A 24,986-nucleotide genomic window follows, 5' to 3' on the forward strand; every position below is an offset into this window, starting at 1 on the left:
TTACCGGCGTACTCGAAATCGGAAAAGCTCATCTGACTCATGGGATGGCGGGCTTGTAGAGGGCAGTTGGACGGAGGGCTATTTCAGCACAGGTCAGATGGCCTGTGGTGACTTGATCGGAGAATCCCTATCAGCTCAGAACGCTGGAAGCTCAACAAGGATGTTGATTTGCCTATCGGGACAATCGCACCTTACCTTGATCCAGCTAGATATGTGCATCTGAAGAATGTACTTGGGTTTTATGCTAAGACCTCTTCTGCTAAGCATGTTTCAAATCTGTTTTATCGGTGCAAAGACTACTTGGATATGACTCAAGGGCAGCATCCATTTAGTTTGGCATCGCTCATCTCCTATCGATCCTCGCTGGATTCCAAAACAGAGTGGTATCTCGGTACGTTGAGGGGGATGATCCGTCAATGGGCAAGGCTCGGCTACCCTGGGATTCCAGATAACTCATTGGCTCTGCTCGATAAGCTTACGCTCAAGGGAAACGAGAAGGGATACGCCGTCCAATCAATGTGCCCAGATACCGGCCCGCTGACTGATATCGAGATGGGGGCTATTACTGAGGGCGCATTAGCTGCTTTCGGTAACGGCCACGTAACGCTAACAGACACCTGCTTACTCCTAACCTTGGCGTTGACGGGCCGACGCCCTGGGCAGATTGCAGCACTTAAAGTTAAGGATCTGATCTCCGGTGACGGGCGATATCAAGTTAATTTTCCGCGAGCTAAGCAGAGAAGTCAGGGCTGGCGTAAATCATTTAAAAAATTCCCAGTTGTCGAAGACCTTTGGTTGTTATTGCAGGAGCAGGTCGAATTCACTACTGAGGAATTTTCTGTGCGGCTGGCGCAGGCTGGGCAAACGCTAGATCCGAGAACGATCAAAGAGCTGCCGTTGTTTCCCGAGCTGAATAACCTGCGATCAGACTTACCTCTGGTAGATCAGTTGGAGAATGACGCTCTGCATGTGCCTACCAATCGAATCAGTGATGCTGTCTCCAGGGTCGCGTCGGTGATCCAAGTTGTCAGTGAGCGTACCGGCAGCTTGATCCACCTTAATCCGCGACGTTTCCGTTATACGCTTGGTACAAATTTGGGGCGAGAGGGGCGAGGTGAGTATGTGATCGCCGAAGCGCTGGATCACTCTGATATGCAAAACGCAGGCGTTTATGTCAAAAACCTTCCAGAGGTGGTTGAGCGTATCGATAAGGCCGTAGCACTGCAGCTCGGCCCAATTGCCCAGCAATTTCAAGGTGTGCTGATCCCTAGTGAACGCCACGCTCGTCGAGCGGGTGATCCTCGGAGCCGAATCTGCAGTCGTTCAGGTAACGTGGGAAGCTGCGGCTCGTACGGGTTCTGCGGGGCCCTTTCACCTATCGCCTGTTACACCTGTGTGCATTTCCAGCCCTGGCTGGACGGCCCCCACGAGGCGGTTCTTGTCCAGCTAATCAGCGAGCGCGACAGCGTGTATGAGACCACCAACGATTTGAAAATTGCCTCCGTGAATGACCGTCTCATTTTGGCAGTAAGCGACGTGGTCAGCCGGTGCAAAGCCATGAAAGCTGGAGAAGCTAATGTCTAATATCATTCTTTTTGTTCCGAAAGATCAACTTGATGCTAGAAGAAATCTGGCCAGCTTTGTGGATATATGTAAGAACCAATTGACAGTTTTTGGTGCGGATCTGGACTGGGATCGAAATGGTTGGCCAGGGGTCGGAAACTTCACCAAAAAAGGCGCTCCGTCTCGTGGTTACAAAGCTGAGCAATTGCTTCATCCGTCTATTATGGATTTCGCTAAGTCCTATGTGCGCTACCAACAGGGGCTGAAGCCGTCAAAATTGAAAAATGAATTCAAGGCCATTCGGTGCATTGAAGAAGCGCTTTTGTCGAAAAAAGGCATCGCCGATATTACGTTAGTAGATCCTGACGTCATGGATGTAGCAGCTGCGGTTGCAGCTACTTATAAAGCTACTGCTTATCAAGCTGGTCTGAATTTGCAGGGGCTCGTTACTTTTTTGAATGAAAGCCGGATCATTTCTTCGCCTGTCAACTGGGTCAATCCATTTTCCAAGGAAATGGAGATTGGTAGTACATCGGTTGAAGGCAAGCAAAAGCGCGATGAGAAAATGCCCCCTGATGGCGCCATTGATGCCATGGCAGAGATGTTCTACAACGATCTGCAGAGTCCTAGAGACAGGTTTACGACTTCTATTTTTGCGCTATGCCTGTGCGCGCCTTCTAGGATTTCAGAAGTGCAAGATCTACCAGCAAATTGCTTGCATTACGAAACGGACAGTAAGGGGGTGAATAGGGTCGGCCTGAGGTTCTACGCTGGCAAGGGCTACATGTCAGATATTAAATGGCTGCCGACGGTTATGAATGGCGTGGCGGAAGAAGCTGTACGGCGCCTGTTGGAGCTTTCAGAGGCTGGGAGAGCGGTTGCTCGCTGGTATGAAGAAAACCCTGAAAAGTTCTACAGGCATGCAGAATGCCCCAATGTATCAGAGGATTACCCTCTGAGCTCACTTCAGGTTTGCGAGGCGATGGGCATCAAGCCTGGGGTAAATGCAGCAACGGCGGTAAAGAGCTTTTTCGCTACTTACTCTCCCTACAAGGCTCTCACGGATCAGGGCGGGAAGCTTACGCTTAGGTTCTTGAATGAGTATTGCCGAAGCAAGCTACCCGCAGGATTTCCGTGGAAAAACAAAGAGCGCCATATTCGCTACTCTGAAGCTCTGTGCGGCTTTCGCAAGCATGAGTTGAGACCTGATTTAACTACGAGCCCTGTAGCCGTTTGGACACCTGGCGTCAATGATTTTACTCTGGATATCAATTATCGCGCCGGCCAGGAGCGTAGCATTTGGCAGCGCCAGGGTTACAAAAATGCTGACGGCTCCCCCGTGCATATGGTCTCTCACCAGATCCGCCACTACCTCAACACGCTGGCTAATCGTGGTGGCCTAGGTCAGCTCGACATTGCGAAGTGGTCTGGCCGCAAGAACATCCACCAGAATTCCACATACAACCACATGCATGACGACGAGTACGTTGAAATGGCACGTGACGTTGGCGTCGGTGGAGTCTTGGCCAAAGTCAAAGTGAACGACCCAGTCACGTATGCAGATTTGGGTGAGATCGGAGAAGGTATTGCTCATTTGACCCCGTACGGGTTTTGCGTACACAACTTTGCGATGTTGCCTTGCCAAAAGCATCGGGACTGTATCAATTGCACCGAGCAGGTCTGCATCAAGGGCGACAAGGTAAAATTGGAGCGCCTCATTTTGGTTCGTGACGGCACCCGGTCGCAATTGGCCAAGGCTCGTGAAGCCGATGAGCAGGGTGTCTATGGCGCCGACCGGTGGGCACAACATCAGATCAAGACGCTGGAGCGCGCTGAGCAGCTGATTAGCATTTTGGAATCCCCAGACACGCCTGATGGGACGATTGTTCGCCTGTCGAACGACCAGGAATTCAGTCCTTTGAAGCGCGCCATCGCTGCTCGCTCCGCAACACCCAAGCTCAAAGCTCCAACCCCTCCGGCTCAGAACGATGATGAGGATCTGGAGATGGAAGAGCTACGCGATTTGATGGGCATTTGACATGGCTAAGCATTTAACAAAGGACAACATCGAAGTAATCGTGTCGCTGATCGATGGCTGGGATGGAAAACTTGGTTGGGAATCGTTGTGCGCTGAGGTGGCGGTTGTCGTTGGCAGCAAGCCCACGCGCCAAACGCTAAGCTCGCACGAAGCAATCAAGTCTGCATTTGATCATCAAAAGGATCGTCTACGGTCTGGTGCTTCCGTTCGAAAACGTCCGCCAAGCCTTGATATTGCCGCTCAACGCATACGTGATTTGGAGGCTCAAAACAGTAGGCTGAGGCTGGAAAATGATCGCCTATTGGAGCGCTTTGCGCGCTGGGAGTACAACGCTTACAAGCACGGCAAAATGCCATTGGAACAGCTAGACGCTCCACTGCCCAGGGTTGATCGTCATTCTGCGGAGAAGTCATGATGGCTAACGGTCAGCAAGTCGCCGAGGAAAATCATGCTGCGTTCCTGGCCTGGGCCGCAGGTAAGTCGGACAGCGATTTCCGGGAGTATGTACACCGGGGCAAGCTCAAGCGCTCCGAGATCGCCACAGAATGCGGGTTCGGGAAAAGTGCTCTCACACAGAACCCTGCTATTCGCTCAGCCCTGGACAACCTTGAATCTGAGCTTCGTGCTGTAGGGGTGCTCCCGCCGTTGGCCGTGTCGTTGCCTGGCGCTCAAAGAGCTGAGCCGGCCCAACGCGATCCGACAGCAAAACAGAGACAGCGGGACGGGCAACGGCTGAATTCGCTTGAGCAAGAGAATGCCTCTTTGCGTGCCGAGCTCCAGGCCGCCAAGCAAATGCTTGAGCGCAACACCCTGCTGAACGAGTTCCTTGAAGAAACAGGGCGGATGCCACGATGAATGCCGCCGCTCCTGCGCTGATCAACATTAGTGTCCGGGTCACGAGCATCCGTTCTGCGAACCGAAAAGGCTGCATTGCCTTTGGCCATCGGATGGACGTCACTCGCGGTATCAATGACCGGTCAAGTCCCGTGGTAATTCGGGTGCCCGAGGCCATCGCTAGGCTCTCTGATATTGCTGTAGGTGCGATCTTTGAAGTCTACGGCGAAGTCAGTACCGTTCTGCGCACTCATGGCGCATTCGCGATCAACGAGATGACACTCGACGCCCAGGACATTCGTCTTGTCCGGCCAAGTGGTTCGCAGGTTATCCAGTGGCTGGGTGACAACGTTAAAGGGGTCGGGGAGGTCAAGGCCACTCGGCTCTGGGATGCATTGGGTGAACGACTCTACGATGCCCTTGATAACGCAGATCACGCTGCTATCGAGCCTATCATTCCTACCGAGGATGTCCGGAAGCGGTTGTTCAACCGGTGGCTCGAAGACGGCGACGCCAAGACCCTTCGTTTTGTACAGGACAAGCGAATCCCCTTGGATATCGCCCGAAAGGCCATTCGATTTCACAAGAAGAACACCATCGCTGCTCTGACTAACGACCCGTACCGGCTGCTCAGCTTTGCCGGTGCCTGGTCAGACGTAGACAAGGTTGCCAGGGAAAACTTCAGTATTGGCTTAGATGATCCTCGTCGCCTTACAGCGGCACTGGAAGAATCCCTGTATCGAGCTTCTGAAAAAGGCCATACGTGTAGCTCGCTGACCGATCTTCAAAGCACTGTGGCGTCTCTGATCAAGCCCCACGCAGCCCCGATCTCTGCGATGTCCAAGGCTCTGCTGGCAGGCGCTGCGGTGGGCCAGTTCGTCTGTAAAGATCTCGGTGACCTTGGCCTCATGCTGTTTGCGCCGGGGGCGTGGCTCATGGAGCGCAGGTGTGCCCAGTTCGTTCGAGATTTGATTGTCACTCCGTCACTGCAGCCACAGCTGTTCCCTGTGGATGTAAATGAGGTGATCGCACGCTTCGAGGATGTCGAGAGGAAACATCTGGGGCTGCCTGCGTTCGGTCTCAATGTGGCCCAGAGGAGCGCGGTGGCAACGTCATTCTCGAATCGCTTCAGCGTCATTACGGGTGGTGCGGGCGTTGGTAAAACTACGGTGCTCAAGGCGCTGTACAAAGCGCTCGATACAACCGGTCGCCCTAGGTTTCAAATGGCTCTCTCTGGCCGGGCCACGGCTCGAATGATTGAGGCTACAGGTGAAGAGGCGCGAACAATCGCGGGCTTCATGCGTAAAGTAACTGACAAAGATATGGGCCCGGCGCCAGTCATCGTGATTGATGAGGCTTCGATGCTCGACTTGGTCACCTTCTATCGTCTCGTTCAAAAACTGCCTGCCGAGTGTCAGGTCATTTTGGTGGGTGACCCCTATCAGCTTCCGCCAATTGGTGCTGGCTTGGTTCTGCACGTGCTCTGCGGGATGGCCGGCGTGCCGACTACAGAGCTGACTGAAGTCAAACGCCAGGCGAAAGATTCTGCGATCCCGTTGGCTTCGCGGCACATCCGGGATGGCCTCTGCCCAGCGTTTGGTTCCGACGAGCTGGAAGACGTCGTGTTCCTGTCTTGCCCAGATGATGACATCATCCCCACAGTGCTCAGGTTCTACGAACAGGATCGAGAGAACACACAGATCCTCTCGGCTACTAGGTCGTGCAGATTTGCCGGGGTGGATGCGCTGAATCGTACCTGCCATCTGCGATACGCTGATCACGATCAGCAACTGATGGCTGAAAACCCCGAATCCGGTGAGATTGAAGCCACAGGGCTGTGTGTAGGCGACCTGGTGATGTACACGGCGAACGACTGGTCTCGTAACCTGCAAAACGGATCGCTGGGCCAGATCGATGAGATCTTTGAAACACCGCGCTCCGTAGACCTTGGCGACGATGAAAAGGCTCTTATCTGTATCGCGCTGGGGAGGGCAACGTTCGACGGTGTCAGCCAGTACATCTTGGACAGTGATGTCGATTCGCTGGAGCTTGCGTACTCGATTACGGTTCACAAGGCCCAGGGCTCGCAATTCAGGCGCGTGATCATACCGGTGCGCAAGTCCCGCATCCTAGACAGAACCTTCGTCTACACAGCGGCTACGAGGGCACAGGTGCAGGTGATCTTTGTCGGTGATAGGGCTGCGGTAGAGGAAGCCATCATTCTCCAGCCAAAGGCGTTCTCGCGCCAGGTTGGACTCAGAGCACTATTGGAAGGCGAGCTTTCCCAAGGCTCAGGCTTGCGATAGGAAGGCAATTGGGTGGGAGGCCGACGAGGGGTTCAGCTACCGTTCGTCGGCTTTTTTTCTGGTGCCATAGCATGAACCTGTCGTTCGTGCTCGAAAGCGATTTGTAAAGTTTTGAGGACGGTTTTCGACCCCTTTTGGCTAAAACGCTACGAAAAAGCGGACGTTGAATCTCATGGTTTGCAGCTAGGTTGAGGTGTTTTGCCGTTACTACAGGCCCTTTCACTCACTCAGTCGATGGTTGAGCTTTTTGGTGTTTATAACCGTTCTAACCCGCAGCTTTATTAGAACTGTAAACATGAGAAGCGAAGCTATGGATTTGGCTTCGTTTTACCGGACAGATTGATCAAATTTGATCAACCAGTAGGACGGTGTTAGCATTGATCCCAAGAATAGCCCCCACGCCTCGGGCGGGACTTGTCCCGTACTGCGCACCAGGGGGTTAGTTATTTCTGGCCCCCCATGCCCCCGCAGGATGCTTTGGCATGCCGCAAGCACCCCTCTATTTCCTCAAGCCTGCGAAGCCACCTAATGCACTGCTGCGCCACCTTAGACTCAAAGGTTTAGGTACCCGAGGGCAGCGAGACAAGGCCCTGCACGCCCTGGAATTCATCGGCTATCACCGCCTGCTGATCTACATGCGGCCGCTGCAGGAGCCGCAAAAGCGCTTTTTTGCTACCGTCCAGTTCGACGACATCTTGCAGCTTTATGACTTCGATCGGCGGCTACGCCTCGTGTTTCTGGATGCGATTGATCGTATCGAGGTCGCGTTCCGCGCAGCGATCATCAACACCTTGGCCCTGGACAAGACTTGCGGTAGTCATTTCTACCTGGATGCCATCCACTTCAAGGATTGCAAAGCCCATCGAGACGTCATGAAGCAGGTGCTGGGCCTTCCGGAAAAAAATGCGGCCATCAAGCATTACTACGATAACTACAACACGCCGGCCATGCCGCCTGTGTGGACTGTTCTCGAGGCGATGACCATCGGCCAGCTCTCGCGCCTGTTCAGCGATCTGCATCTGGACCATCGCAAAACTGTGGCGGCCAAATTCGGCTACGACGAGTCTGTGTTGGTGACCTGGCTGAAAAGCTTGACCATCCTGCGAAATGTCTGCGCCCACCATGGCAGGCTGTGGAACGCGTCGATTACCGCAGATGCGCCGAAATATGCCAAGGCTATTGCCGCTGAGTTTCCCAGCCACAATGATCGAGGCCGCATTTTTGCACGAGCAGTCGTCGTCCAAGCTTTGCTCGCAAAAATCGACCCCACCTGCGACTGGAAGGTACGGTTCAAGCAGTTGATGTCGACCCTGCCTGCGGCCGTGCTAGCGAAAGCAGGCCGGACCACGGCTGAGCTTGGCCTGGTTGCAGGTTGGGAGATACGCCCGTTCTGGTCCTGACTCAGGTATGCGATCGGCTGCTGCATGGAAGAAAAAGTGTAAACAACAGTGCTTCAAATCCGGGTTGAAGGAAAATCTGATTTGTTGACGATTTTTTGCAAGTACAACCGTTCTGACGAGCAACTGACTGCAAGCTGACATACAGTGAAAGCCCCCGCCCAGCGGGGGCTTTCGCATTGTGTAGAGGATATAAAGATGAACTGCAAAGGACTGCTACTCGATATCGAAGGCACGCTGACCCATCAGGGGGCGCTGATTGCTGGCGCGGCCGAGTCACTGGCCTGGCTGCATGAGCAAGGGCTCGACTATCGCCTGCTGACCAATATCACGGCACGCTCGCCTGCAACCATCAGTGCCGAACTCGCCGCACTGGGTCTTGCCGTACCGGCGCAGCACATTCAAACCGCAACCACTGCCTGCGTTGCCTGGCTGCACACTCAGCAGGGGCGCAGCAGCTATCTGCTGGTGCCCGATTCGGTTCGGCCGCTGTTCGATGGACTGCTCATCAATGAGCGCAACCCCGACTATGTGGTGATCGGCGATATCGGTCAGGCCTTTTGCTACGACAACCTGAATCGGGTGTTTCGCCTGCTGCGCGGCGGCGCACGGTTGATTGCCTTGCAAAAGAATCCGTTCTGGCTTGCGGCAGATGGCCCGAGCCTTGATTGCGGCGCCTTCGTGGCGGCGCTGGAGTACGCCAGTGGGCAACCTGCGCAGGTTACGGGCAAGCCCTCGTCATTGTTCTTTGAGATGGCCCTGCAGTCGATCGGTTGCCAGGCCCGCGAGGTGTTGGTGATTGGCGATGATCCAGCCACCGATATGGCGGGCGCGTCAGGCATCGGGGCGCGCAGTGTGCGGGTACTGACCGGCAAGTCCGCTGGGCTGCAGCGCGACGACAGTGGTTTGGCGAGTTACTGCCTGGCATCGATTGCCGGCCTGCCGCAACTGCTCGTGCAGCTCTGACTGTAATCTGGCAGACGGCTGATCAGGCTGGCAAAGGTGCATCCACGATCAGCGCCGGGTCCAGATAGCGAATCCTCGGTTCAATGTGATAAGCCCCGCTTTCCGAATAGCGCAGGTAGCAGCGCCCGCACAACAGGCATTCAGACACCTTGCAGCGGTTGTAGGGGTAGTAACGGGGCGCAATGGGGGCCTGCGTTGACCAGTAATGGGTGCCTGACGGGTGATACTCGTTGATGGTCAGATCTTCCTCGTCGGCGTTGCTCAGCGTGCCGATGTCCAGTAGATGATGGGCATTGGACGAGACCAGTGGACTTTCCCAGCCGGTAAGGACCTTGGTATTACATCGGCAACTGACTTCGATATTGCTGGCGCGCTGTGCCCGTTCCAGCAATTCAGGGAAATCAATGTAGCGAAGGGCAGTCATTGCCAGTCTTCCTTTGAATGGTTACGCATCGGGTTATTTGCGTCCCCAGGCCAGCCTGGGAAAGCTCAAGGCATTGCGTGCGGAGATGACCAGTGCCACAAGCGTCATGACGATCAACAGGCTCCAGCCGGGAATGTAGCTGTGCGTCAGGTCTTTGAGTAAGCCCAGCGCAGGTGGCATGAGCACAATAGCGACCTGATTACAGGCCATGGCCAGTCCCAGTGAAAAACCGGTTTTGCTCGCCGGGGCGGACTCCGCGACATAGGCGACCCAGGGACCGTACCAGCCAAACCCGAAAAAGCCGAGCCAGCCTGCCAGCAGCGCCAGCAGGACGAAGGTATGCATAGGCATCCAGATCAGCGTCAACAGGCCAACGATAATGGCCAGCATGCAAGTCATAACGGGAAAGTAGCGCCCTGACTGACACCGGTCACTCCATGCCGCCAGAATGATCCGGCCCATTACCCCGGCGCCTTGGGCGATAAAGAGCAGTGAGGCCGCCGCCGTGATGCTCAAGTCCAGTCGGTCGTACAGATACAGTGCGGTGAAAATCAGGATGCCGTATTGCACCGAGATCAGGCTGATCCCGGAGATCATGATCTGCTTCATCGCCGGCTCCTTCAGCATCGAGAAGCGCGATGCCAGAGTTGCCTTGAGATCCTGCCCAGCAGCTCGCGCCGGGCCATGCTCGCCTGGGTCCGGGTTGGCGCTGCGGTAAAACAGCAGGAAGATCACGGCACCGGCAAGGGCCACCAGCCCGCCGGCCAGAAACGACCATTGCCAGCCCCAGCGGGTGGCAATATACGGCAGCATCGCGGCCGACAAGGCGCCCCCCAGTGGCAGCCCGGCTTGGCGGATGCCCATCGCAAAGCCGCGCTGGTGCCTGGAGAACCAACTGGAAACCGATTTGCTGCCGCCTGGCTGAGCGGTGCTATAGCCGGCACCGACGATGATCAGAAACAGCAACAACATAAGGTAGCTGTTGGCGAACATCGCCGCACAGAGCGCCGCTGCCACAAGCAGGGTGCCGATACCGACAACCCAGCGCTCATCGAAACGATCCAGTAACTCACCCGCCACCAGCAGCCCCACTATCGGAATCAGCTGCGCGGCAGACACTAACAGGCCAATCTGCAAGACCGACAGGTGCCAGTCCTGTTGAATGAAAATCGCAATTGCGCCAATCCCTTGAACGAAGAAGCACGCACTGGCTTGGGCAATGGTGGCGATCAAGAGGATGACCCAGCGATAGTTTGATTGCTGGCGCGGATTGTCTGTAGCGCTCATAGAACAGTTTCCTGATACAAGGAGGTCAGTCCACAGTCGCCCAGTGGCGTCTGGCGTTGGGTGGCCAGGTATTCCGTCCTGACCAGATCCAGCCCCATTCGATGAATGACGCTTTCCGGAGCCGTTTCTATGCTCGCGCCGTTGGCCGTGACCTGTTCAAGGGCGATATGCAGCAGTTGCAGATTATCGCCCATATGCACACGTCCTTCGTTATCCACGCTGTACGGCGTGTCCTCCATGCCCACACGAAGAATATCGACCTTGCTGTCGGGTTGCGCGGCATAGGTGGCCAGACGTCTGAGCGCACACATTGGCGTGCCTTTCTGTGGCCCTACATCGACAGGCTGGTAATGCAGCTCGGCATGTTGTGGCATGACGGCAGCGCCAACAGTGATGGTCACCTTGCGCTTTATTTCGTTCGGGTTGGCCAGGTCGTATTCAAGGCTCTTGGCAATGTCGACGATATTGCAGAACTCTTCGTAGGTCTCAGGAAACGGCAGGCGGCTCGAAAAACCGAACAGCAGGATGATATTCAACTGCCCCGAACTGCCCAGGCGCAGGGCCGGGTGTTCGACGGCAAATCGCGTCATGCCGTAACTGCGCGTCAGTTGCACCCATTCCACTTCATGGAACAGGCCCAGTTGTTGGCGTGCGGCAATGGCGTTGCGGTAGATCTGGAACTGGATCAACGGCGAGGTACTGCCGTAATCAGCGCCTTTACTTGTAGAGTTTGTTTCCATGGTGGCTTTCACCACGCGGTCAGAGGGCGTGTAGCTGTTGATGTCCTGAGCAAACTGAGCGCTGGACAGGTACTCGATGTCAAACTTCCTCAGCTTTCTTTCCATGTCACAGATGACTTGCAGCTCGATGGCAGCCTGAATCGTCACGAAGTGGGCACCACCAAAGTGCAAAGGCAAGGCACACTGGCTGACGCGCTCCCATTCGCCGAATTTCTTGATGTTGTCTTGTACTTCACGACCATTGCGGCTGGCGCCAAAACTGAGCAGGGTGTCTTTGCAGGCGCGCTGAATGGTGCGGCTGACCGACTGATAAATCTCATTGTCGGTGGTCTGTTCCCGGGTCAGCGGGTTACGCGCGTGGTAGTGATAGTAGCGGCAGCCTGATTCATAGAGTTCGATCGCTTCGTCGACGATCGCTTGTTCGCTGGCATGAATGGTTGCCCCGGTGCAAATAGAGTCCAGCAGTTGATCACCCGTGATGTAATGATTGCGCGGCGTGAACTTGGCGCCCGTGGAAGCGCACCCGAGGATCAATGTCTTATGTGGCGTACTCATCTGCACTTCCTTGTCAAAGTCATTCCATCTGACTGCCATCCGGGCAGCGTCCGCTTTTTAGCAGTACCGCTGACAGATGCCATTGCGGTTTTGGCAAAAGGCGTTGCAACAATGGCAGCGTCGGATGAGTGCGCAGCGCTTTGCCGTGCTGAATCGGTCATGCCATGATGCGGCGTCAACGGATATGGCGAGATTCGCAAGATGAGCGATCTTCGGACTTTGAAAGATTTCCTGGTGCTGGCGCGTATTCTCAGTTTTTCTCAGGCCGCAGAACGTTGCAATGTGACGACCTCAGGGTTGAGCCGACGCATAAACAGTCTTGAAGAGTGGTTGGGCGCACCGGTTTTCGATCGGTCCCGACACCGGCTTGAGCTGACCGATGCAGGCGAACAGTTGCAGGCCGCCGCGCTTGAGGCGGTCGCGTTGCTGGACAACGCCAAAGCCGCAGTCGCCCGCGCCAGAGAGCACAAGCGCTTGCACATTTCCCTGGCTGCCCCGCATATCATGTCCAGGGCCTTCTTCCCTGACTGGCTGCCCAGAGTCCGCAATCAGTCGAGCGCTACACGGTTTTCGATTGACTTCGCCAACTTGCCCGGCTGTTTTCGCGCGTTGTCTGATCGAAAGGCAGACTTCGTCGTCGCCTTTAGCGATGAGGGCAACGGTATCCGTGATTGTTTGTCAGGCGCCGTCGACTTTCAGCAGTTCGACATCCTGACGCTGGGCCATGAGCGCCTGGTCCCGGTCAGTGCCCCTGACATGCTGGGGGCGGCACTGAACAGTCTTGAGCCGGCGAGCGGTGAGGTATCTTATTTGCGCTATCAGCCTGAGTGCTCTCTGGGCTGGGCGCTGGAAAGAAAACTCGATATCGCAAAAAACCTGCCGGTGCTCACTGCCATTCATGACAGCTCGCTGGCCGATGGCTTGCATTCCATGGCGCTTATGGGACTTGGCGTGGCTTGGTTGCCATGGGCAATTGTCATCCAGGACATGGAACGAAAAAGGCTGGTTCGAGCGGGCGGGGAAGAGCATGACATCACCTTGAGTATCGAGCTGATTCGCCTTAAGCAGCCTCTGGAGACTCAGGCAGAGAAGTTCTGGCAGCATCTTTGTGAGATGGACCCGTCAATCAAAAAAAGCCGTCAGGTTCTCAGGGAGGCAGTGCACAGATCCGCGGTAAGCGTCTGATGGGCGCATGCCTAACGGCAACCTCCCGCTGTTGTCCTTGAAATGTCCTGCATCGCAATATCAGCCAATTTCTTGCCCACTCAGGCGAACTTTGCGGGTCGCGCAGGGATCAGTTCCTTGGGGATAAGCCCCATCGGATATCTGGATGGAGGAGAGTGCAGCGTGGCGGTTCAGTTAAAGACCCTGATTCTGTTAGTGGTGCTTTCGTTTGCGGGCAACCTGACCGTGCACGCTGCTGAAGTCCCGGCCCTGCCGCTCGGCGCTGCTGCTGCCGACAAGCCCGATGACAAGGCCGCCTCCGGGCCTGCCGAGAAAACTTCGGTCGAGGAGAAAAAGGAGCCTGAAACCGACAAACCCGCCGAGGCGGAACCGCCAGCCGCTGAAATTCTTGTCGAGGGTGGCCTGCTGGGGGCTCTGAGCAGCAGCATCGACGATGTTCAGCGAGCGCTGAATCTCAACGGCGACCTGGTCGATACCTGGCGGCTGCGTGCAGACCGGGCCGCCACAGAGCTCGACAAACTGGTCAACAAGCCTTCGCAACGCAGCGCCTGGCAGATGGTGGGCGACTTTCTGGTGCTGTCGGTGGTCTGGATCGGTACATTTGTGCTGCTCCATGGTCTGGGGCGCTTTATCGCCAAACGCCTGAACCGGCGAGCCTTCATGAGGACCCGAACGCGCAGTCAGGCGCTGCTCAAGTACGTATTGCCGTTCACGGTTCCAGCGCTGATCTGCCTGCCATTGACCCTGTATGTCAGCCAATTTCTACCGTCTTCGATTGGCCGGGCGCTGGCCTTGTGTTTTGCCTACGCCACCAGCAGCGGTGTGTTTTCGACCTCGGTACTGCTGTGCGTGATTGTCATGTTCAATGCCGGGCACAAGCGTACGGCGGTGAAGATCCTGCGCCGCTACACGCCGACGCCGCTGTTCGTCATCGGCTTTCTGGCGGCGCTCAGCGATGCCCTGACCAGCCCGCAGATCGCCCGGCAGATTGGCAGCAACGTCACGACCAGCATCGCGGTGTTCACTGGCCTGTTTGCCTCTGCGGTGTTCTGTGTGTTGGTTATCCGCATGCGCCGCCCGGTGGCACACCTGATTCGCAACCGGGCGCTGAGCAGCCGTATGCGCCAGCCAGCGCTGCAACAGTCGCTGAAGATCTTCTCCAACCTGTGGAATCTGCCGATCCTGTTGATGATCATGGTTTCGGCAATCAATCTGATCGGCGCTGGCGAGGACAGCCAAGAGACCCTGCGCTGCGCGCTGTTCACAACCTTGTTGCTGATTGCCACGGTGTTTCTCAGTACCGTGTTCCAGCACTTCTTCAAACAGCCCTCGGACCCTGCGGTACGCACCGGCCATGCGTATAAAGCACGCTTGCTCAGCCTGGTGTATGCCTGCCTGCGCATCGTGCTGGCGGTGACCTTCATTGAGGTGTTGGGGCGTATATGGGGCTTTTCGCTGTTCGAGTTCGCCCAGCGCAACAGCCTCGGCAGGGCGATCAGCGATTCGCTGAGCAGTATTGGCCTGATTTTCCTGGTGACCTGGCTGCTCTGGGTGGTCCTTGATACGGCGATTCAGGAAGCGCTCAAGCCGCCGGTCAACCATCGCTCCGGCCGCCAGCCCAGCACCCGGGTCAAGACCATTTTGCCGCTGCTGCGTAATGCGATAAAAATCATCCTCGTGGTGATCTGCGCCATTACCACCATGGCCAACCTGGGCATCAACGTTGCGCCATTACTGGCGGGTGCCGGTGTCGTGGGTCTGGCAATCGGTTTCGGCTCGCAGCAACTGGTGCAAGATGTGATCACCGGCCTGTTCATCATCATCGAAGACACCTTTTCGGTCGGCGACTGGGTGGTGCTCAGCACCGGCCATTCAGGTACGGTCGAAAGCCTGACGATCCGCACGGTGCGCCTGCGTGACGGCAAAGGCTTTGTGCACTCGGTGCCGTTCGGCCAGATCAAGGCAGTCACCAACCAGTCGCGGCAGTTTGCCTACGCGTTCTTCTCGGTGCAGTTCACTTACGACACCGATATTGACGAGGCGCTGGCGCTGATCCGCGAGACCGGTCACTCGATCACCGAAGACATCCTGCTCAAGAACAACCTGCAAGGTCCGCTGGAGGTCTTCGGCGTCGACCGCATGGACCTCAACGGCGTGGTGCTGACCGCGCAGTTCCGCACCTCTTCAGGCGGGCAATACAGCGTTGGCCGAGCCTTTAACGAACGGCTCAAAAAGCGCGTTGACCAGCATCCGCAGGTCCACTTCGCCCAGACTTACCCGCAGATGGTCATGAACCCCGGAGCCGCGCACCGCCCGCCGGCGCTCGAAGGGCCACCAGCCCCTGCTGGCGCATGACCGCAAGGGCCGCGCACAACTGTTGGGCACCGGCGGGCAACGTGTTATGTTTGCAGGCGTTTTGAACCTGATGATTTGATAAAACCGAGACCGAGCCTGCTGACTCTATGCGAATGCGCCTTATGCTGTTGGGCGGCGGGAATGCCCTCGGGCAGGCGCTGATACGACTGGGTGCCGAGGAAGATATCGCGTTCCTCGCACCGCGTCCGCCGCAAGACGGCTGGGACGCAGCCAGCCTCACGCAACTGCTCGACGACACCCGCCCCGACGCCCTGATCAACCTGGCCTATTACTACGACTGGTTCCAGGCCGAAACCGTCAACGAAGCGCGCCTGGACGCCCAGGAACGCTCCGTAGAGCGTCTGGCCGAACTGTGCCAGCATCATGGAATTACCTTGCTGCAACCGTCCAGCTACCGGGTCTTCGACGGCTCGCGAGCGACTGCCTACAGCGAAAAGGACGAGCCGGTGCCGCTGGGCCTGCGCGGCCAGGCACTCTGGCGGATCGAGCAGAGCGTTCGCGCCGCGTGTCCGCAGCATGTGCTGGTACGCTTTGGCTGGCTGCTCGACGACAGCCCGGATGGCGTGCTCGGGCGTTTTCTGAGCCGCGCCAAGGACGCTGAAGAGTTGTTGCTGGCCGACGACCGGCGCGGTAATCCGACCCCCGTCGATGACGCCGCGCGGGTCCTGCTCTCGGTGCTCAAGCAGCTCGACTGCGAGGCACCTCTGTGGGGCACCTATCACTACGCCGGCCACGAAGCCACCACGCCGATTGCCCTGGGCCAGGCGATCCTTACCGAGGCGCGGCTGTTGCACCCGCTGGCCATCGAAGCACCGACCGCACAGGCTCACGCGGCGCGGCCCGATGCAGCTGAAGAGCCGCAGCACGCGGTGCTGGCCTGCAAGAAAATCCTTCATACCTTCGGGATCAAGCCACGCGCCTGGCGCGCCGGGTTGCCCGTTCTGCTAGACCGGTATTATCGACATGTCTGACGCTCCTATCCTGATTACTGGCGGTGCCGGTTTCATCGGCTCACATCTGGCCGACGCCCTGTTGGCAAAAGGTTACTCGGTCAGAATTCTCGACGACCTGTCCACCGGCAAGCGCAGCAACCTGCCACTGGATAACCCCAACGTCGAACTGATCGAAGGTGATGTGGCTGACGCGGCACTGGTCGCACGCGCTGCCGTGGGCTGTCAGGCGGTAGCGCATCTGGCCGCTGTCGCTTCGGTACAGGCTTCGGTGGACGACCCGGTAAAGACGCACCAGAGCAACTTCATTGGCACCCTGAACGTCTGCGAAGCCATGCGCGAGGCGGGCATCAAGCGGGTGGTGTTCGCCTCCAGTGCTGCTGTGTACGGTAACAATGGCGAAGGCGAGCCGATCAGTGAAGACACCCCCAAGGCGCCGCTGACTCCCTATGCCAGCGACAAGCTGTCCAGCGAGCATTACCTGGATTTCTATCGCCGCCAGCATGCGCTGGAGCCGGTGGTGTTCCGCTTCTTCAACATCTTCGGGCCACGCCAGGACCCGTCCTCGCCGTACTCGGGGGTGATCAGCATCTTCGCCGAGCGCGCCACCCAGGGTAAGCCGATCAGCGTGTTCGGCGATGGTGAGCAGACCCGTGATTTCTTCTATGTTGGCGATCTGGTCAAGCTACTGGTTCAGGCACTGGAGCAGCCGACAGTTCAAGAGGGCGCGATCAACGTCGGCCTGAACCAGACCACCTCGCTCAATCAGTTGCTGGCGGCTCTGAAGGATGTGGTTGGCAGCCTGCCAGAGGTGAGCTATCAGCAGGCACGCCCTGGTGATATCCGCCATTCCCGGGCCAATAACCAGCGCCTGTTGCAGCGTTTCACCCTCGAAACGCCGATGCCGCTGACTGACGGCCTGGCCAGGCTGTTGGGGCGCTGAAGCATTTTGAATAGGTATGACGCACGCTGATAACGTGTAGCGTCATACCGTTCTTATCTTATATGTAGTCCTGCATCAGTTTTTATGTAGGACTTTTCTTTATTTGGCGATCAGGTATAGACAGCTCTTGCGCGCGAAGTGAATCTTTTTAAAGATCGCTCTTTTTAAGAGGGATGCTTCATGGAGCATAGAGAGGAGGTGTGCTCGCGTAGACTTCAGCTGGCAGCGTTGCCGGGGAAGTATAAAGTTACAGGTTTTATGGATGGTTACAGTGATTACTATAATGAAGTTACCAAGCATGAGACGTTCTTCGGTAATGCAGGCAACTGGATACTTTTGCTGGGTGCTCTGACTCTTGTGGGTGGCATCTGTTCCGTGTTTTTCGGGGAGCCAACCACCTACGCCAATCCTGGTAAGTTGACCTCATTCCAATTAATGTTTTCTTATCCTGGCTTTTTTGCTCCCATAGGAATCCTTGTCATGTGTATTGGTCAGTGGATTAGCGTGCAGTTGACAGGAAGTTGTATGGGGCCTGAGTCTTATCTTTTATACAACTGGCGGCTGATCCTGCCTGATGGTACCGAGCGTGACGAAAAACTTGCTGTGCGCTGGCTGGATGGCGAGTTTTTTGAAATCGGCTTGAAGCCGGAAGCGGGCTGACGGCGTATTAAAGCCTTGCACAAGCTTATGCTCTTGCAAGGCTTTATTTGAATCAATTACTCAGAACTTGTAACCCACACCCACCATATAAACCCACGGGTCGATATCCACATCCACCTTGGTCTTGCCAACACTCAGCGCTGACGGGCCGTCGACGCTGGCCTTGGTGTCGATGTCCACGTACCACACCGAGGCGTTGAGCATGACGTGATCGGTCAGTTGGTAATCCACGCCCACCTGACCGGCCAGGCCCACCGAGTCCTTGAGCTTGAGGTTGCTGAAGCCCTGGTCCTTGCGGTTACCCGCCAGGTCGGTGTCGAAGAATTTGGTGTAGTTGATGCCCACGCCGACATACGGCTGGAAGGCAGACGAGGCGGCCATTGGGTAGTACTGCAGCGACAGGGTTGGTGGCAGTTGCTTGATATCGGCCAGCTTGCCATCCAGACCTGGGCCGAGGCCATGAACCGAGACGGTGTGGCTGAACGGTGTAGCGGCCAGCAACTCGATACCTACATGCTCGGTCAGCATGTAGGCAAAGGTCAGGCCCAGTTGGTTTTCGCCATCGACCGAGGCTTTGGTGCCGGAAACCTTGCTGCCATCCAGACGCACTTCACCGCTGTCTTCATGCGGGTCGACGTGGGCAACGCCGGCGCGCACGATGAAATCACCGGCCTGGTGAGCATGGGCAACCAGCGGGGCTGCGAGGGCGAATGCACAAAGGGATGCGCACAGCAGGGACTTGTTCATCAAAGGCTCCAGAGCGGTTAAAAAGTCTGGAGCCATGTTAAAAAAGCGTCTGCGTCGCGGTTTTGACTCAGCTCAATGAAAGTGTGATGACACTCAGAGGGTGTCTACAAAATGGCTGTACTCGGCAATACTGCGTTGAAATCGACCTCTCAGGAATCCGACAGTTCGTAGACAAAAATCTTGTCTGCCACCATCTGGTAGCCGGCCTCGGCCAGTTCGCTGCTGGTGTGTTTGGCCTGCATCGGCCCTTCGATCCAGTACGGCTGGTACAGCTCTTCGACCTTCACGCCCAGCTCGCTGGTGACATGCACAATCTGATTGGCCGGTGGCGGTGGTACGTGGATGCAGGCGCCAAAGAACGGCACCAGCAGAAACTCGGTTACCCGGCCTTCCTCGCTGACTTCCAGTGGCACGATATAACCCGGCAGGCGTACCAGTTTGCCGTCCAGCGCTTTGACCACCGGCGCGTCGGGGGCTTGCTGGTGGGCGGCGGGGGCCGATTCCATGCTCAGCGCGTCGGCCATTTTCGACAGGTCATGGATCGGCTGGGTGATTGGCGTCACCGGCGGCGCGTCTGCTGGAATCATGTCGTTCCAGGTCAGCACGCGGGGCTCGGCCGCCCAGGACGACAGGGGGACCGAAAGCAACAGGGCAAGCAGCAGGCGCCGCATGATCAACATCCTCATAAACGAATCGAAAGCCCGTCGGCCAGTGACTGACGATAGGCACGCCAGGCGGGCACCACCCCCATCACCAGCGCAGCGCCCAGAATGCCAGCAAGCAGGCTCCATTCATATTGGCTGGGCGAGGAAAGCGGCAAGTACAGACCGTATTCGGACTGGACGTAACCTTGGGCGGCGGCGATACCGGTATACAACAGCGCAAGCCCAGCCAATACGCCAATCAGGGCCAAGGCAAAGGCTTCCAGAATCAGCAGGCTGGCGACATGCCAGGGGCGTGCGCCCACCGAGCGCAGGATCGCCATTTCCCGGCGCCGCTCGTTGAGGCTGGTCAGGATGGCCGTGAGCATGCCGATCAGCCCGGTCAGCACCACGAACAGCGAGATCACGAACAGCGCTTTCTCAGCCGTGCCCATCAGGCTCCACAGCTCCTGCAAGGCCACGCCCGGCAGGATCGCCAGCAGCGGTTCACCCCGGTACTCGTTGACCTCACGCTGCAGGGTAAAGGTCGAAATCTTGCTGTTCAGGCCGAGCATCATGGCGGTGATCGCCGTGGGCGTCAGGTCCATATTGCGCGCCTGGTCGGCGGAGATTTGCTGGTTGCCGCGCGCGGGTACGCCGTTGTGCCAGTCGATGTGAATCGCCTCCATGCCGCCGAGGCTGATGTGCAGGGTGCGGTCCACCGGCGTGCCGGTGCGCTTGAGAATGCCCACCACGGTAAAGGGCTTGTCGTCGTGCTTGACCAGGCTGATGGTGGCCACGCCATGGGCCAGCACCAGTTTGTCGCCCAACTGGTAATGCAGCGCCTCGGCCACCTCGGCGCCCAGCACCACCTCGAAAGGGTCGGTCTGGAAGGCGCGGCCCTGGGCCAGTTCCAGCGGTTGCTGGCGGCCGTAGCGATAGTGCTCGAAGTACGCCTCGCTGGTGCCCATCACCCGATAGCCGCGGTGCGAGTCGCCCAGGGAAATCGGAATTGCCCACTTCACCTGACGATGCTGGGCGAAGTGTTCGAAGCTCTCCCAGCGAATATTGTTGGTCGCGTTGCCAATGCGGAACACCGAGTACAGCAGCAGGTTGACCGAGCCGGAGCGGGCGCCAACGATCAGATCAGTACCGCTGACGGTGCTGGCGAAGCTGCTGCGGGTCTCGGTGCGTACCCGTTCCACGGCCAGCAGCAGGCACACCGACAAGGCGATGGCGAAGGCGGTCAGAAACGCGGTGAAGCGGCGGTTGGCCAGGCTGGCCATGGCCAGGCGAAACAGATACATCTCAATTCTCCACGGCGGCGGCGCGATTGAGTTCGGCCAGCGACAGGCTGCGGTCGAACAGCGGCGCCAGGCTTTGGTCATGGCTGACGAACAGCAGGCTGGAGCCGGCGGCGCGGCACTCGGCGAACAGCAGTTGCAGGAAGGCCTCGCGGGCGTCGGCGTCCAGCGCCGAGGTCGGCTCGTCGGCGATTACCAGCTCCGGCTGGCCGATCAATGCGCGGGCGGCGGCGACCCGCTGTTGCTGGCCGATCGACAGCGAGTCGGCGCGACGTTCCTGCAAGGTCGCATCGTGCAGGCCCAGATGGCTCAGCAGCTCGCTGGCGGCCTTGGCCACTGACCCATGACGCTGGCTGGCGCGACCTGCACGGACTTTGGAAAAGTGGCAGGGCAGTTCGACGTTCTCCCGCACCGACAGAAACGGCAGCAGGTTGAACTGCTGAAAAATATACCCGGTGTGGTCGACCCGGAAGCGGTCGCGAGCGGCGGCTGACAGCCCGGTCAGCTCTTGCCCCAACAGCCGGACACTGCCGCTGACTGGCGTCTGCACACCGCCCAGCAGGCCCAGCAGAGTGGTTTTGCCGCTGCCACTGGGGCCTTTGAGAAACAGTGTTTCGCCAGCCTCCAGACGAAAAGCCGGGATGTCCAGCAACTGTGGTTGACCGGGCCAGTTAAAGCCCAGTTCGCTCAGCTCGATAAGTGCCTGGTTCATGCCCTGACTCTCAAATGGGGAAAACGAAACGACCGGGCAAGCCCGGTCGCTGATACAGCCACAGACTCAGAACTTGACGCTCGGATTGGCTGCGATGACCTCGGCACCGGACTGGCCGCCAGGAGAAATCAGCTGCACCTGGAGCTTCTTGGTGTCAGGGAAGGTCTTGAAGACCTGGCTCAGGTCAAGTTTCTTCAGAATCGCCGGTGCATCGCAAGTGAAGATGTAGTTGGCGTGGATCTCACTGTGCTCATGCTCGCCGCCCTCGGCCGGTTTTGCGTGATCGTGATCCTTGGCGTGGTCATGGTCATCTGGCTTGTCGCCGAACAGCGGGCTTTCCAGCTTCACCGAACGGGCCGAGCAATGGGCGGCTTCAGAGATGCTGAACAGCGCGTTGGGCTTGAGCAGATATTCGCGGGCCTTGGCGACTTTGGCTTTGTCTTCAGCGCTGCTCGGGGCGTGCTCGAAGCCGACGATGTTCATCGCCGGGCTTTCGAATTGCACTTGCAGCGTCTTGCCTTCAAGTACCACATCCAGGCGACCGACGCCGTGTTCGTGGGCGCCCAGGCTGCCGTGGTCGTGCTCATGGTCATGATCGTGCTCCGCTGCGGCCTGGGCGAAAGCCAGCGGCAACAGGGCGAAGGGCAGGGCGAGCAACAGACGGCGCATAACGGACTCCGGCGGGATGACTTGAAATGTAATGTAATCTTATAACAGAGGTCGGCGATGATAGCGGTTTTTTTTGCCGCTGCCGAGGGCAGCTGTGGGAGCATGCGTATCTGATTGTTGGAAGGGGCAGACCATGCTGCGGATTCGCGGAAGCATCGGCCAGTGGCCGGTGGACCTTGAGATTGAAATGGATGAAGGCGATTGGGCGAGGTTGTTTGCCGGGATCGGCACCGCGCAGCCAGGCAATGGCCAGCAGGTTGCGACGCCCGAGGACGCCCGGCCTACGGCGACCAGCCAGCCGCTCAACCAGGACGACCGGCTGTGGCAACAAGCGCAACAGCTGCTGCAACAAGCCGGTGCATTGAGCGGCCCGGACCTGCTCGGGCAACTTGAAAGCCTGGCCGGCAGCGCCGCAGCGGCCAAGCGCTTGCTGGTGCGGCTACGCCACAACGCCCAGGTCAAGGTCGAAAGCGGCGCTGATGCGCCGCTGTACAGCTGGGTTCAATAAAGTGCGGCGAACAGCTTGCGACGGTAGGTCGTGACCAGAGGGTGGTCATTGCCGAGCAGATCGAACACTTGCAGCAAGGTCTTGTGCGGCAGGCCTTCGCTGTAACCACGGTTGCGGACAAACAGCTTGAGCAAGCCTTCGAGTGCCGCCTCGTACTGCTGGCGCGCCAGTTGCTGGACGGCCAGCTGGTAAGCGGCTTCGTCGTCCTGCGGGTTCTGCGCCAGGCGGCTCTTGAGCTCAGCGCTTTGCGGCAGTTGCGCGGCCTGGCCGAGGAAGGTCAATTGCGCTTTGGCACCGGCCAGTTCGGCCTTGTGTGCATCGTCGCTGTTGACCGCATCCAGTACGGTGCGTGCCTCGCCCAGTTCACCGCGTTCAGCCAGGCAGCGTGCATACAGGATCAGACCCTTGGCGTTGCTGTTGTCCTCACTGAGCAGCACCTTGAGCTGCGCTTCGGCTTCGGCAAACCGGCTTTCGGCAAACAGTTGCCCGGCCAGTTGCAACGGGTCGGCAGCCGCCGGTGCCGGCAGTTGCACGTGCGGCTCCAGGAATTTGCGGATTTCCGACTCCGGTTGCGCACCGGCAAACCCGTCGACCGGCTGGCCGTCCTTGAACAGCACGATGGTTGGCAGGCTGCGGATGCCGAAGCGGCCGACGATTTCCTGTTCGATGTCGCAGTTGACCTTGGCCAGTATCAGATTGCCCTGATAGCCCTCGGTGATCTGTGCCAGCAGCGGCATCAGTACCTTGCATGGCGCGCACCACTCGGCCCAGAAATCGACCAGTACCGGTTGCTGGAAGGACTTCTCGATGACCTGTTGATCGAAGGTGGCGACGGTTACGTCGTAGATATAAGGCGTGTCCTGGCTCATTGCGCGTCTCGCATCTCGGGATGCTGCCAACTATAAAGGTCACAAGGCATTGCTGAAAGCTGTGTGCTCCGAGCGGCTGGCGTGATACAGGCTGACATGGCGAAATTCATGGGGCTCGGCCAGGTCCGGCAAGGTCAGCGCCTGCAGGCTGGCCAGGCGCTGGTAGGACCGATGCTGAAAGTCGCGCACCCGTGAGTCAGCCACCAGTGCCTGGCGACCACGGCTGAGAAAATGATCCAGCAGTGGCAGGTTGGCGCGGTCGTAGAGCACGTCAGCGACCAGAATCAGGTCGAAGCGGTCGGCCTCGGCAAAGAAGTCTGTCGAGTAACTGAGCTTCACGTCATTGAGTGCGGCGTTGGTTCGGCAGGCATGAAGGGCCAGCGGGTCAAGGTCGCAAGCGACCACCTCCAGCGCCCCCGCCTTGGCCGCAGCAATGGCCGCCACTCCGGAGCCAGAGCCGAAATCCAGCACCCGCTTGCCGGCCACCCAGTGCGGCTGTTCGGCGAGAAAGCGCGCCAGTGCCAGGCCGCTGGCCCAGCAGAAACCCCAGTAGGGCGGCTCTTCGAGAATGCGCCGGGTTTCTTCTGGGCTGAATGCCCGGTCCATGTTCTGCTCGTCGATCAGCCACAGGCTCAGGTCGGTGCCCGGCAGCGGCGTGACCACCAGCCGGGCATCGCCGAGCAATTGGCTTAATGCGTGTTGCAGGGCCTTCACGGTGCCTTGACGAGTTGCAGCGGGCCGAGTGCCTGGGTATTGGGCTGCTCGATGCGCAGCGCAGGCAGATGCAGGATCAACTGGCCGGACTGGCTGGCACGCCCGCGCAGCTCGACCCGCGCGCCGACCGGGAACGCCTCGGGGTTGAAGCGCACCTGGAACGGCAGCGACTGGCCGTTGCCCTGGAGTTTGGTACTGGCCAGCAGTTTTTGCGGCCGGCCGCGCTCATCGATCACCAGAATCGCCAGTTCGACTTCTGCGCCTGCCGGGATGCCCAGCAACTGGCCGCTCAATTCACGCTGGTGCGGTAGTAGCGGGCCTGGACCTTCCGGCTTCTTGACGACGGCTGGCGCCGGGCGGGCCGGGGTCGGCTCCGGTGCTTCATTGCTGCTGCAGGCGCCCAGCAGTGCAACCAGGCCGAGCACGGCGAAATGTCTTGGTGACATGAATACTCCAGCTAAAACAGTGGAGGAGCACGCAACGGCTCCGGCATCGGGTAAACGTGACGGCAGTTTCATATTGCCGTGGCGCTGTGTCCAGCGCTCTGAGTCTTGTCTTGGCGACGAGATGCGCTACCATGGCGCTCCCCTTTTTCAGT

The 24,986-nt window shown here is 58.0% G+C and carries 24 protein-coding genes; 13 read left to right on the plus strand and 11 right to left on the minus strand.

What is annotated here, in order from left to right:
- Positions 1-129 precede the first annotated feature (129 nt).
- The 7 genes from NJC38_RS24075 to NJC38_RS24105 all read left to right on the plus strand — a co-directional run bounded on the left by NJC38_RS24075 (position 130) and on the right by NJC38_RS24105 (position 9,104).
- A complete protein-coding gene (locus tag NJC38_RS24075) occupies positions 130-1,584 on the plus strand; it encodes a site-specific integrase (RefSeq protein ID WP_366856452.1) in 1,455 nt (484 codons plus the stop codon).
- Positions 1,577-3,601 carry an integrase gene (locus NJC38_RS24080; RefSeq protein ID WP_253117379.1) on the plus strand — a complete coding sequence of 675 codons (2,025 nt, stop codon included), beginning with the start codon at positions 1,577-1,579 and terminating at the stop codon, positions 3,599-3,601. The genes NJC38_RS24075 and NJC38_RS24080 overlap by 8 nt, the downstream gene beginning before the upstream one ends.
- Before the next feature lies 1 nt (position 3,602).
- Positions 3,603-4,016, plus strand: coding sequence for a hypothetical protein (locus tag NJC38_RS24085; protein WP_253117380.1), 414 nt, complete (start codon positions 3,603-3,605; stop codon positions 4,014-4,016).
- Positions 4,013-4,456, plus strand: coding sequence for a VPA1267 family protein (locus NJC38_RS24090; protein WP_253117381.1), 444 nt, complete (start codon positions 4,013-4,015; stop codon positions 4,454-4,456). Before NJC38_RS24085 ends, NJC38_RS24090 begins: the two co-directional genes overlap by 4 nt.
- Positions 4,453-6,741, plus strand: coding sequence for an AAA family ATPase (locus tag NJC38_RS24095; RefSeq protein WP_253117382.1), 2,289 nt, complete (start codon positions 4,453-4,455; stop codon positions 6,739-6,741). Before NJC38_RS24090 ends, NJC38_RS24095 begins: the two co-directional genes overlap by 4 nt.
- 482 nt (positions 6,742-7,223) lie before the next feature.
- A complete protein-coding gene (locus NJC38_RS24100) occupies positions 7,224-8,141 on the plus strand; it encodes an Abi family protein (protein ID WP_253117383.1) in 918 nt (305 codons plus the stop codon).
- Between the two features lie 195 nt (positions 8,142-8,336).
- Positions 8,337-9,104: a TIGR01458 family HAD-type hydrolase gene (locus tag NJC38_RS24105; protein ID WP_253117384.1), complete on the plus strand. Its 768-nt coding sequence runs from the start codon at positions 8,337-8,339 to the stop codon at positions 9,102-9,104.
- 22 nt (positions 9,105-9,126) lie between these two features.
- Here the strand turns inward: NJC38_RS24105 and NJC38_RS24110 are convergent, their stop codons facing one another.
- The 3 genes from NJC38_RS24110 to NJC38_RS24120 are packed head-to-tail and all read right to left on the minus strand — an operon-like array spanning position 9,127 to position 12,110.
- Positions 9,127-9,528 carry a hypothetical protein gene (locus tag NJC38_RS24110; RefSeq protein WP_045484053.1) on the minus strand — a complete coding sequence of 134 codons (402 nt, stop codon included), beginning with the start codon at positions 9,526-9,528 and terminating at the stop codon, positions 9,127-9,129.
- 33 nt (positions 9,529-9,561) lie between these two features.
- On the minus strand, positions 9,562-10,815 hold the full coding sequence (locus NJC38_RS24115; protein WP_253117385.1) for an MFS transporter: 1,254 nt from the start codon (positions 10,813-10,815) through the stop codon (positions 9,562-9,564).
- Entirely contained in the window at positions 10,812-12,110 is a 1,299-nt protein-coding gene (locus NJC38_RS24120) for a 3-keto-5-aminohexanoate cleavage protein (protein ID WP_253117386.1), read from the minus strand. Before NJC38_RS24120 ends, NJC38_RS24115 begins: the two co-directional genes overlap by 4 nt.
- Before the next feature lie 201 nt (positions 12,111-12,311).
- Here NJC38_RS24120 and NJC38_RS24125 point away from each other — a divergent pair, with 201 nt between their 5' ends.
- The 5 genes from NJC38_RS24125 to NJC38_RS24145 all read left to right on the plus strand — a co-directional run bounded on the left by NJC38_RS24125 (position 12,312) and on the right by NJC38_RS24145 (position 18,224).
- The gene (locus tag NJC38_RS24125) at positions 12,312-13,295 is read left to right on the plus strand and encodes a LysR family transcriptional regulator (protein WP_253117387.1); all 984 of its coding nucleotides are present in this window, start codon (positions 12,312-12,314) and stop codon (positions 13,293-13,295) included.
- A 162-nt stretch (positions 13,296-13,457) separates the two neighbouring features.
- Complete coding sequence (locus NJC38_RS24130; RefSeq protein ID WP_253117388.1) at positions 13,458-15,650, plus strand: mechanosensitive ion channel domain-containing protein; 2,193 nt, start codon at positions 13,458-13,460, stop codon at positions 15,648-15,650.
- A gap of 107 nt (positions 15,651-15,757) precedes the next feature.
- Positions 15,758-16,642, plus strand: a complete 885-nt coding sequence (locus tag NJC38_RS24135) for a sugar nucleotide-binding protein (RefSeq protein ID WP_253117389.1) — start codon at positions 15,758-15,760, stop codon at positions 16,640-16,642.
- Positions 16,635-17,564 (plus strand): NAD-dependent epimerase/dehydratase family protein, encoded by a 930-nt coding sequence (locus NJC38_RS24140; RefSeq protein WP_253117390.1) that lies wholly within the window; start codon positions 16,635-16,637, stop codon positions 17,562-17,564. The genes NJC38_RS24135 and NJC38_RS24140 overlap by 8 nt, the downstream gene beginning before the upstream one ends.
- A gap of 180 nt (positions 17,565-17,744) precedes the next feature.
- Positions 17,745-18,224, plus strand: a complete 480-nt coding sequence (locus NJC38_RS24145; RefSeq protein WP_253117391.1) for a hypothetical protein — start codon at positions 17,745-17,747, stop codon at positions 18,222-18,224.
- 60 nt (positions 18,225-18,284) lie between these two features.
- Here the strand turns inward: NJC38_RS24145 and NJC38_RS24150 are convergent, their stop codons facing one another.
- From NJC38_RS24150 to NJC38_RS24170, 5 genes are all read right to left on the minus strand, one after another.
- Entirely contained in the window at positions 18,285-18,971 is a 687-nt protein-coding gene (locus tag NJC38_RS24150; RefSeq protein ID WP_253117392.1) for an OmpW family outer membrane protein, read from the minus strand.
- Positions 18,972-19,120: 149 nt separating this feature from the next.
- Complete coding sequence (locus NJC38_RS24155) at positions 19,121-19,642, minus strand: DUF3299 domain-containing protein (protein ID WP_045493890.1); 522 nt, start codon at positions 19,640-19,642, stop codon at positions 19,121-19,123.
- An 11-nt stretch (positions 19,643-19,653) separates the two neighbouring features.
- A complete protein-coding gene (locus tag NJC38_RS24160; RefSeq protein WP_045484010.1) occupies positions 19,654-20,919 on the minus strand; it encodes an FtsX-like permease family protein in 1,266 nt (421 codons plus the stop codon).
- 1 nt (position 20,920) lies between these two features.
- Positions 20,921-21,628: an ABC transporter ATP-binding protein gene (locus NJC38_RS24165; protein WP_253117393.1), complete on the minus strand. Its 708-nt coding sequence runs from the start codon at positions 21,626-21,628 to the stop codon at positions 20,921-20,923.
- A gap of 66 nt (positions 21,629-21,694) precedes the next feature.
- Positions 21,695-22,297 (minus strand): DUF2796 domain-containing protein, encoded by a 603-nt coding sequence (locus tag NJC38_RS24170; protein ID WP_253117394.1) that lies wholly within the window; start codon positions 22,295-22,297, stop codon positions 21,695-21,697.
- 133 nt (positions 22,298-22,430) lie between these two features.
- Here NJC38_RS24170 and NJC38_RS24175 point away from each other — a divergent pair, with 133 nt between their 5' ends.
- The gene (locus NJC38_RS24175) at positions 22,431-22,805 is read left to right on the plus strand and encodes a hypothetical protein (protein ID WP_253117395.1); all 375 of its coding nucleotides are present in this window, start codon (positions 22,431-22,433) and stop codon (positions 22,803-22,805) included.
- On the opposite strand, the gene trxA is transcribed toward NJC38_RS24175, so the two are convergent.
- The 3 genes from trxA to NJC38_RS24190 are packed head-to-tail and all read right to left on the minus strand — an operon-like array spanning position 22,799 to position 24,834.
- Positions 22,799-23,674: a thioredoxin gene (gene trxA, locus NJC38_RS24180; RefSeq protein ID WP_045483998.1), complete on the minus strand. Its 876-nt coding sequence runs from the start codon at positions 23,672-23,674 to the stop codon at positions 22,799-22,801. The two genes, NJC38_RS24175 and trxA, sit on opposite strands and share 7 nt — an antisense overlap.
- 39 nt (positions 23,675-23,713) lie before the next feature.
- The gene (locus NJC38_RS24185; RefSeq protein WP_253117396.1) at positions 23,714-24,388 is read right to left on the minus strand and encodes a 50S ribosomal protein L11 methyltransferase; all 675 of its coding nucleotides are present in this window, start codon (positions 24,386-24,388) and stop codon (positions 23,714-23,716) included.
- A complete protein-coding gene (locus tag NJC38_RS24190; RefSeq protein WP_253117397.1) occupies positions 24,385-24,834 on the minus strand; it encodes a hypothetical protein in 450 nt (149 codons plus the stop codon). Before NJC38_RS24190 ends, NJC38_RS24185 begins: the two co-directional genes overlap by 4 nt.
- Positions 24,835-24,986: the final 152 nt, after the last annotated feature.

The sequence above is a fragment of the Pseudomonas sp. 21LCFQ010 genome, from assembly GCF_024129905.1.
Taxonomy (GTDB): Bacteria; Pseudomonadota; Gammaproteobacteria; order Pseudomonadales; family Pseudomonadaceae; genus Aquipseudomonas.

Coding starts and splice junctions, on each gene's coding strand:
- NJC38_RS24110 (WP_045484053.1), bottom strand. CDS start 9,528: ATGACTGCCCTTCGCTACATTGATTTCCCTGAATTGCTGGAACGGGCA.
- NJC38_RS24115 (WP_253117385.1), bottom strand. CDS start 10,815: ATGAGCGCTACAGACAATCCGCGCCAGCAATCAAACTATCGCTGGGTC.
- NJC38_RS24120 (WP_253117386.1), bottom strand. CDS start 12,110: ATGAGTACGCCACATAAGACATTGATCCTCGGGTGCGCTTCCACGGGC.
- NJC38_RS24105 (WP_253117384.1), top strand. CDS start 8,337: ATGAACTGCAAAGGACTGCTACTCGATATCGAAGGCACGCTGACCCAT.
- NJC38_RS24140 (WP_253117390.1), top strand. CDS start 16,635: ATGTCTGACGCTCCTATCCTGATTACTGGCGGTGCCGGTTTCATCGGC.
- NJC38_RS24100 (WP_253117383.1), top strand. CDS start 7,224: ATGCCGCAAGCACCCCTCTATTTCCTCAAGCCTGCGAAGCCACCTAAT.
- NJC38_RS24165 (WP_253117393.1), bottom strand. CDS start 21,628: ATGAACCAGGCACTTATCGAGCTGAGCGAACTGGGCTTTAACTGGCCC.
- NJC38_RS24160 (WP_045484010.1), bottom strand. CDS start 20,919: ATGTATCTGTTTCGCCTGGCCATGGCCAGCCTGGCCAACCGCCGCTTC.
- NJC38_RS24125 (WP_253117387.1), top strand. CDS start 12,312: ATGAGCGATCTTCGGACTTTGAAAGATTTCCTGGTGCTGGCGCGTATT.
- NJC38_RS24135 (WP_253117389.1), top strand. CDS start 15,758: ATGCGAATGCGCCTTATGCTGTTGGGCGGCGGGAATGCCCTCGGGCAG.
- NJC38_RS24190 (WP_253117397.1), bottom strand. CDS start 24,834: ATGTCACCAAGACATTTCGCCGTGCTCGGCCTGGTTGCACTGCTGGGC.
- NJC38_RS24080 (WP_253117379.1), top strand. CDS start 1,577: ATGTCTAATATCATTCTTTTTGTTCCGAAAGATCAACTTGATGCTAGA.
- NJC38_RS24145 (WP_253117391.1), top strand. CDS start 17,745: ATGGAGCATAGAGAGGAGGTGTGCTCGCGTAGACTTCAGCTGGCAGCG.
- NJC38_RS24095 (WP_253117382.1), top strand. CDS start 4,453: ATGAATGCCGCCGCTCCTGCGCTGATCAACATTAGTGTCCGGGTCACG.
- NJC38_RS24085 (WP_253117380.1), top strand. CDS start 3,603: ATGGCTAAGCATTTAACAAAGGACAACATCGAAGTAATCGTGTCGCTG.
- NJC38_RS24170 (WP_253117394.1), bottom strand. CDS start 22,297: ATGCGCCGTCTGTTGCTCGCCCTGCCCTTCGCCCTGTTGCCGCTGGCT.
- NJC38_RS24150 (WP_253117392.1), bottom strand. CDS start 18,971: ATGAACAAGTCCCTGCTGTGCGCATCCCTTTGTGCATTCGCCCTCGCA.
- NJC38_RS24175 (WP_253117395.1), top strand. CDS start 22,431: ATGCTGCGGATTCGCGGAAGCATCGGCCAGTGGCCGGTGGACCTTGAG.
- NJC38_RS24155 (WP_045493890.1), bottom strand. CDS start 19,642: ATGCGGCGCCTGCTGCTTGCCCTGTTGCTTTCGGTCCCCCTGTCGTCC.
- NJC38_RS24090 (WP_253117381.1), top strand. CDS start 4,013: ATGATGGCTAACGGTCAGCAAGTCGCCGAGGAAAATCATGCTGCGTTC.
- trxA (WP_045483998.1), bottom strand. CDS start 23,674: ATGAGCCAGGACACGCCTTATATCTACGACGTAACCGTCGCCACCTTC.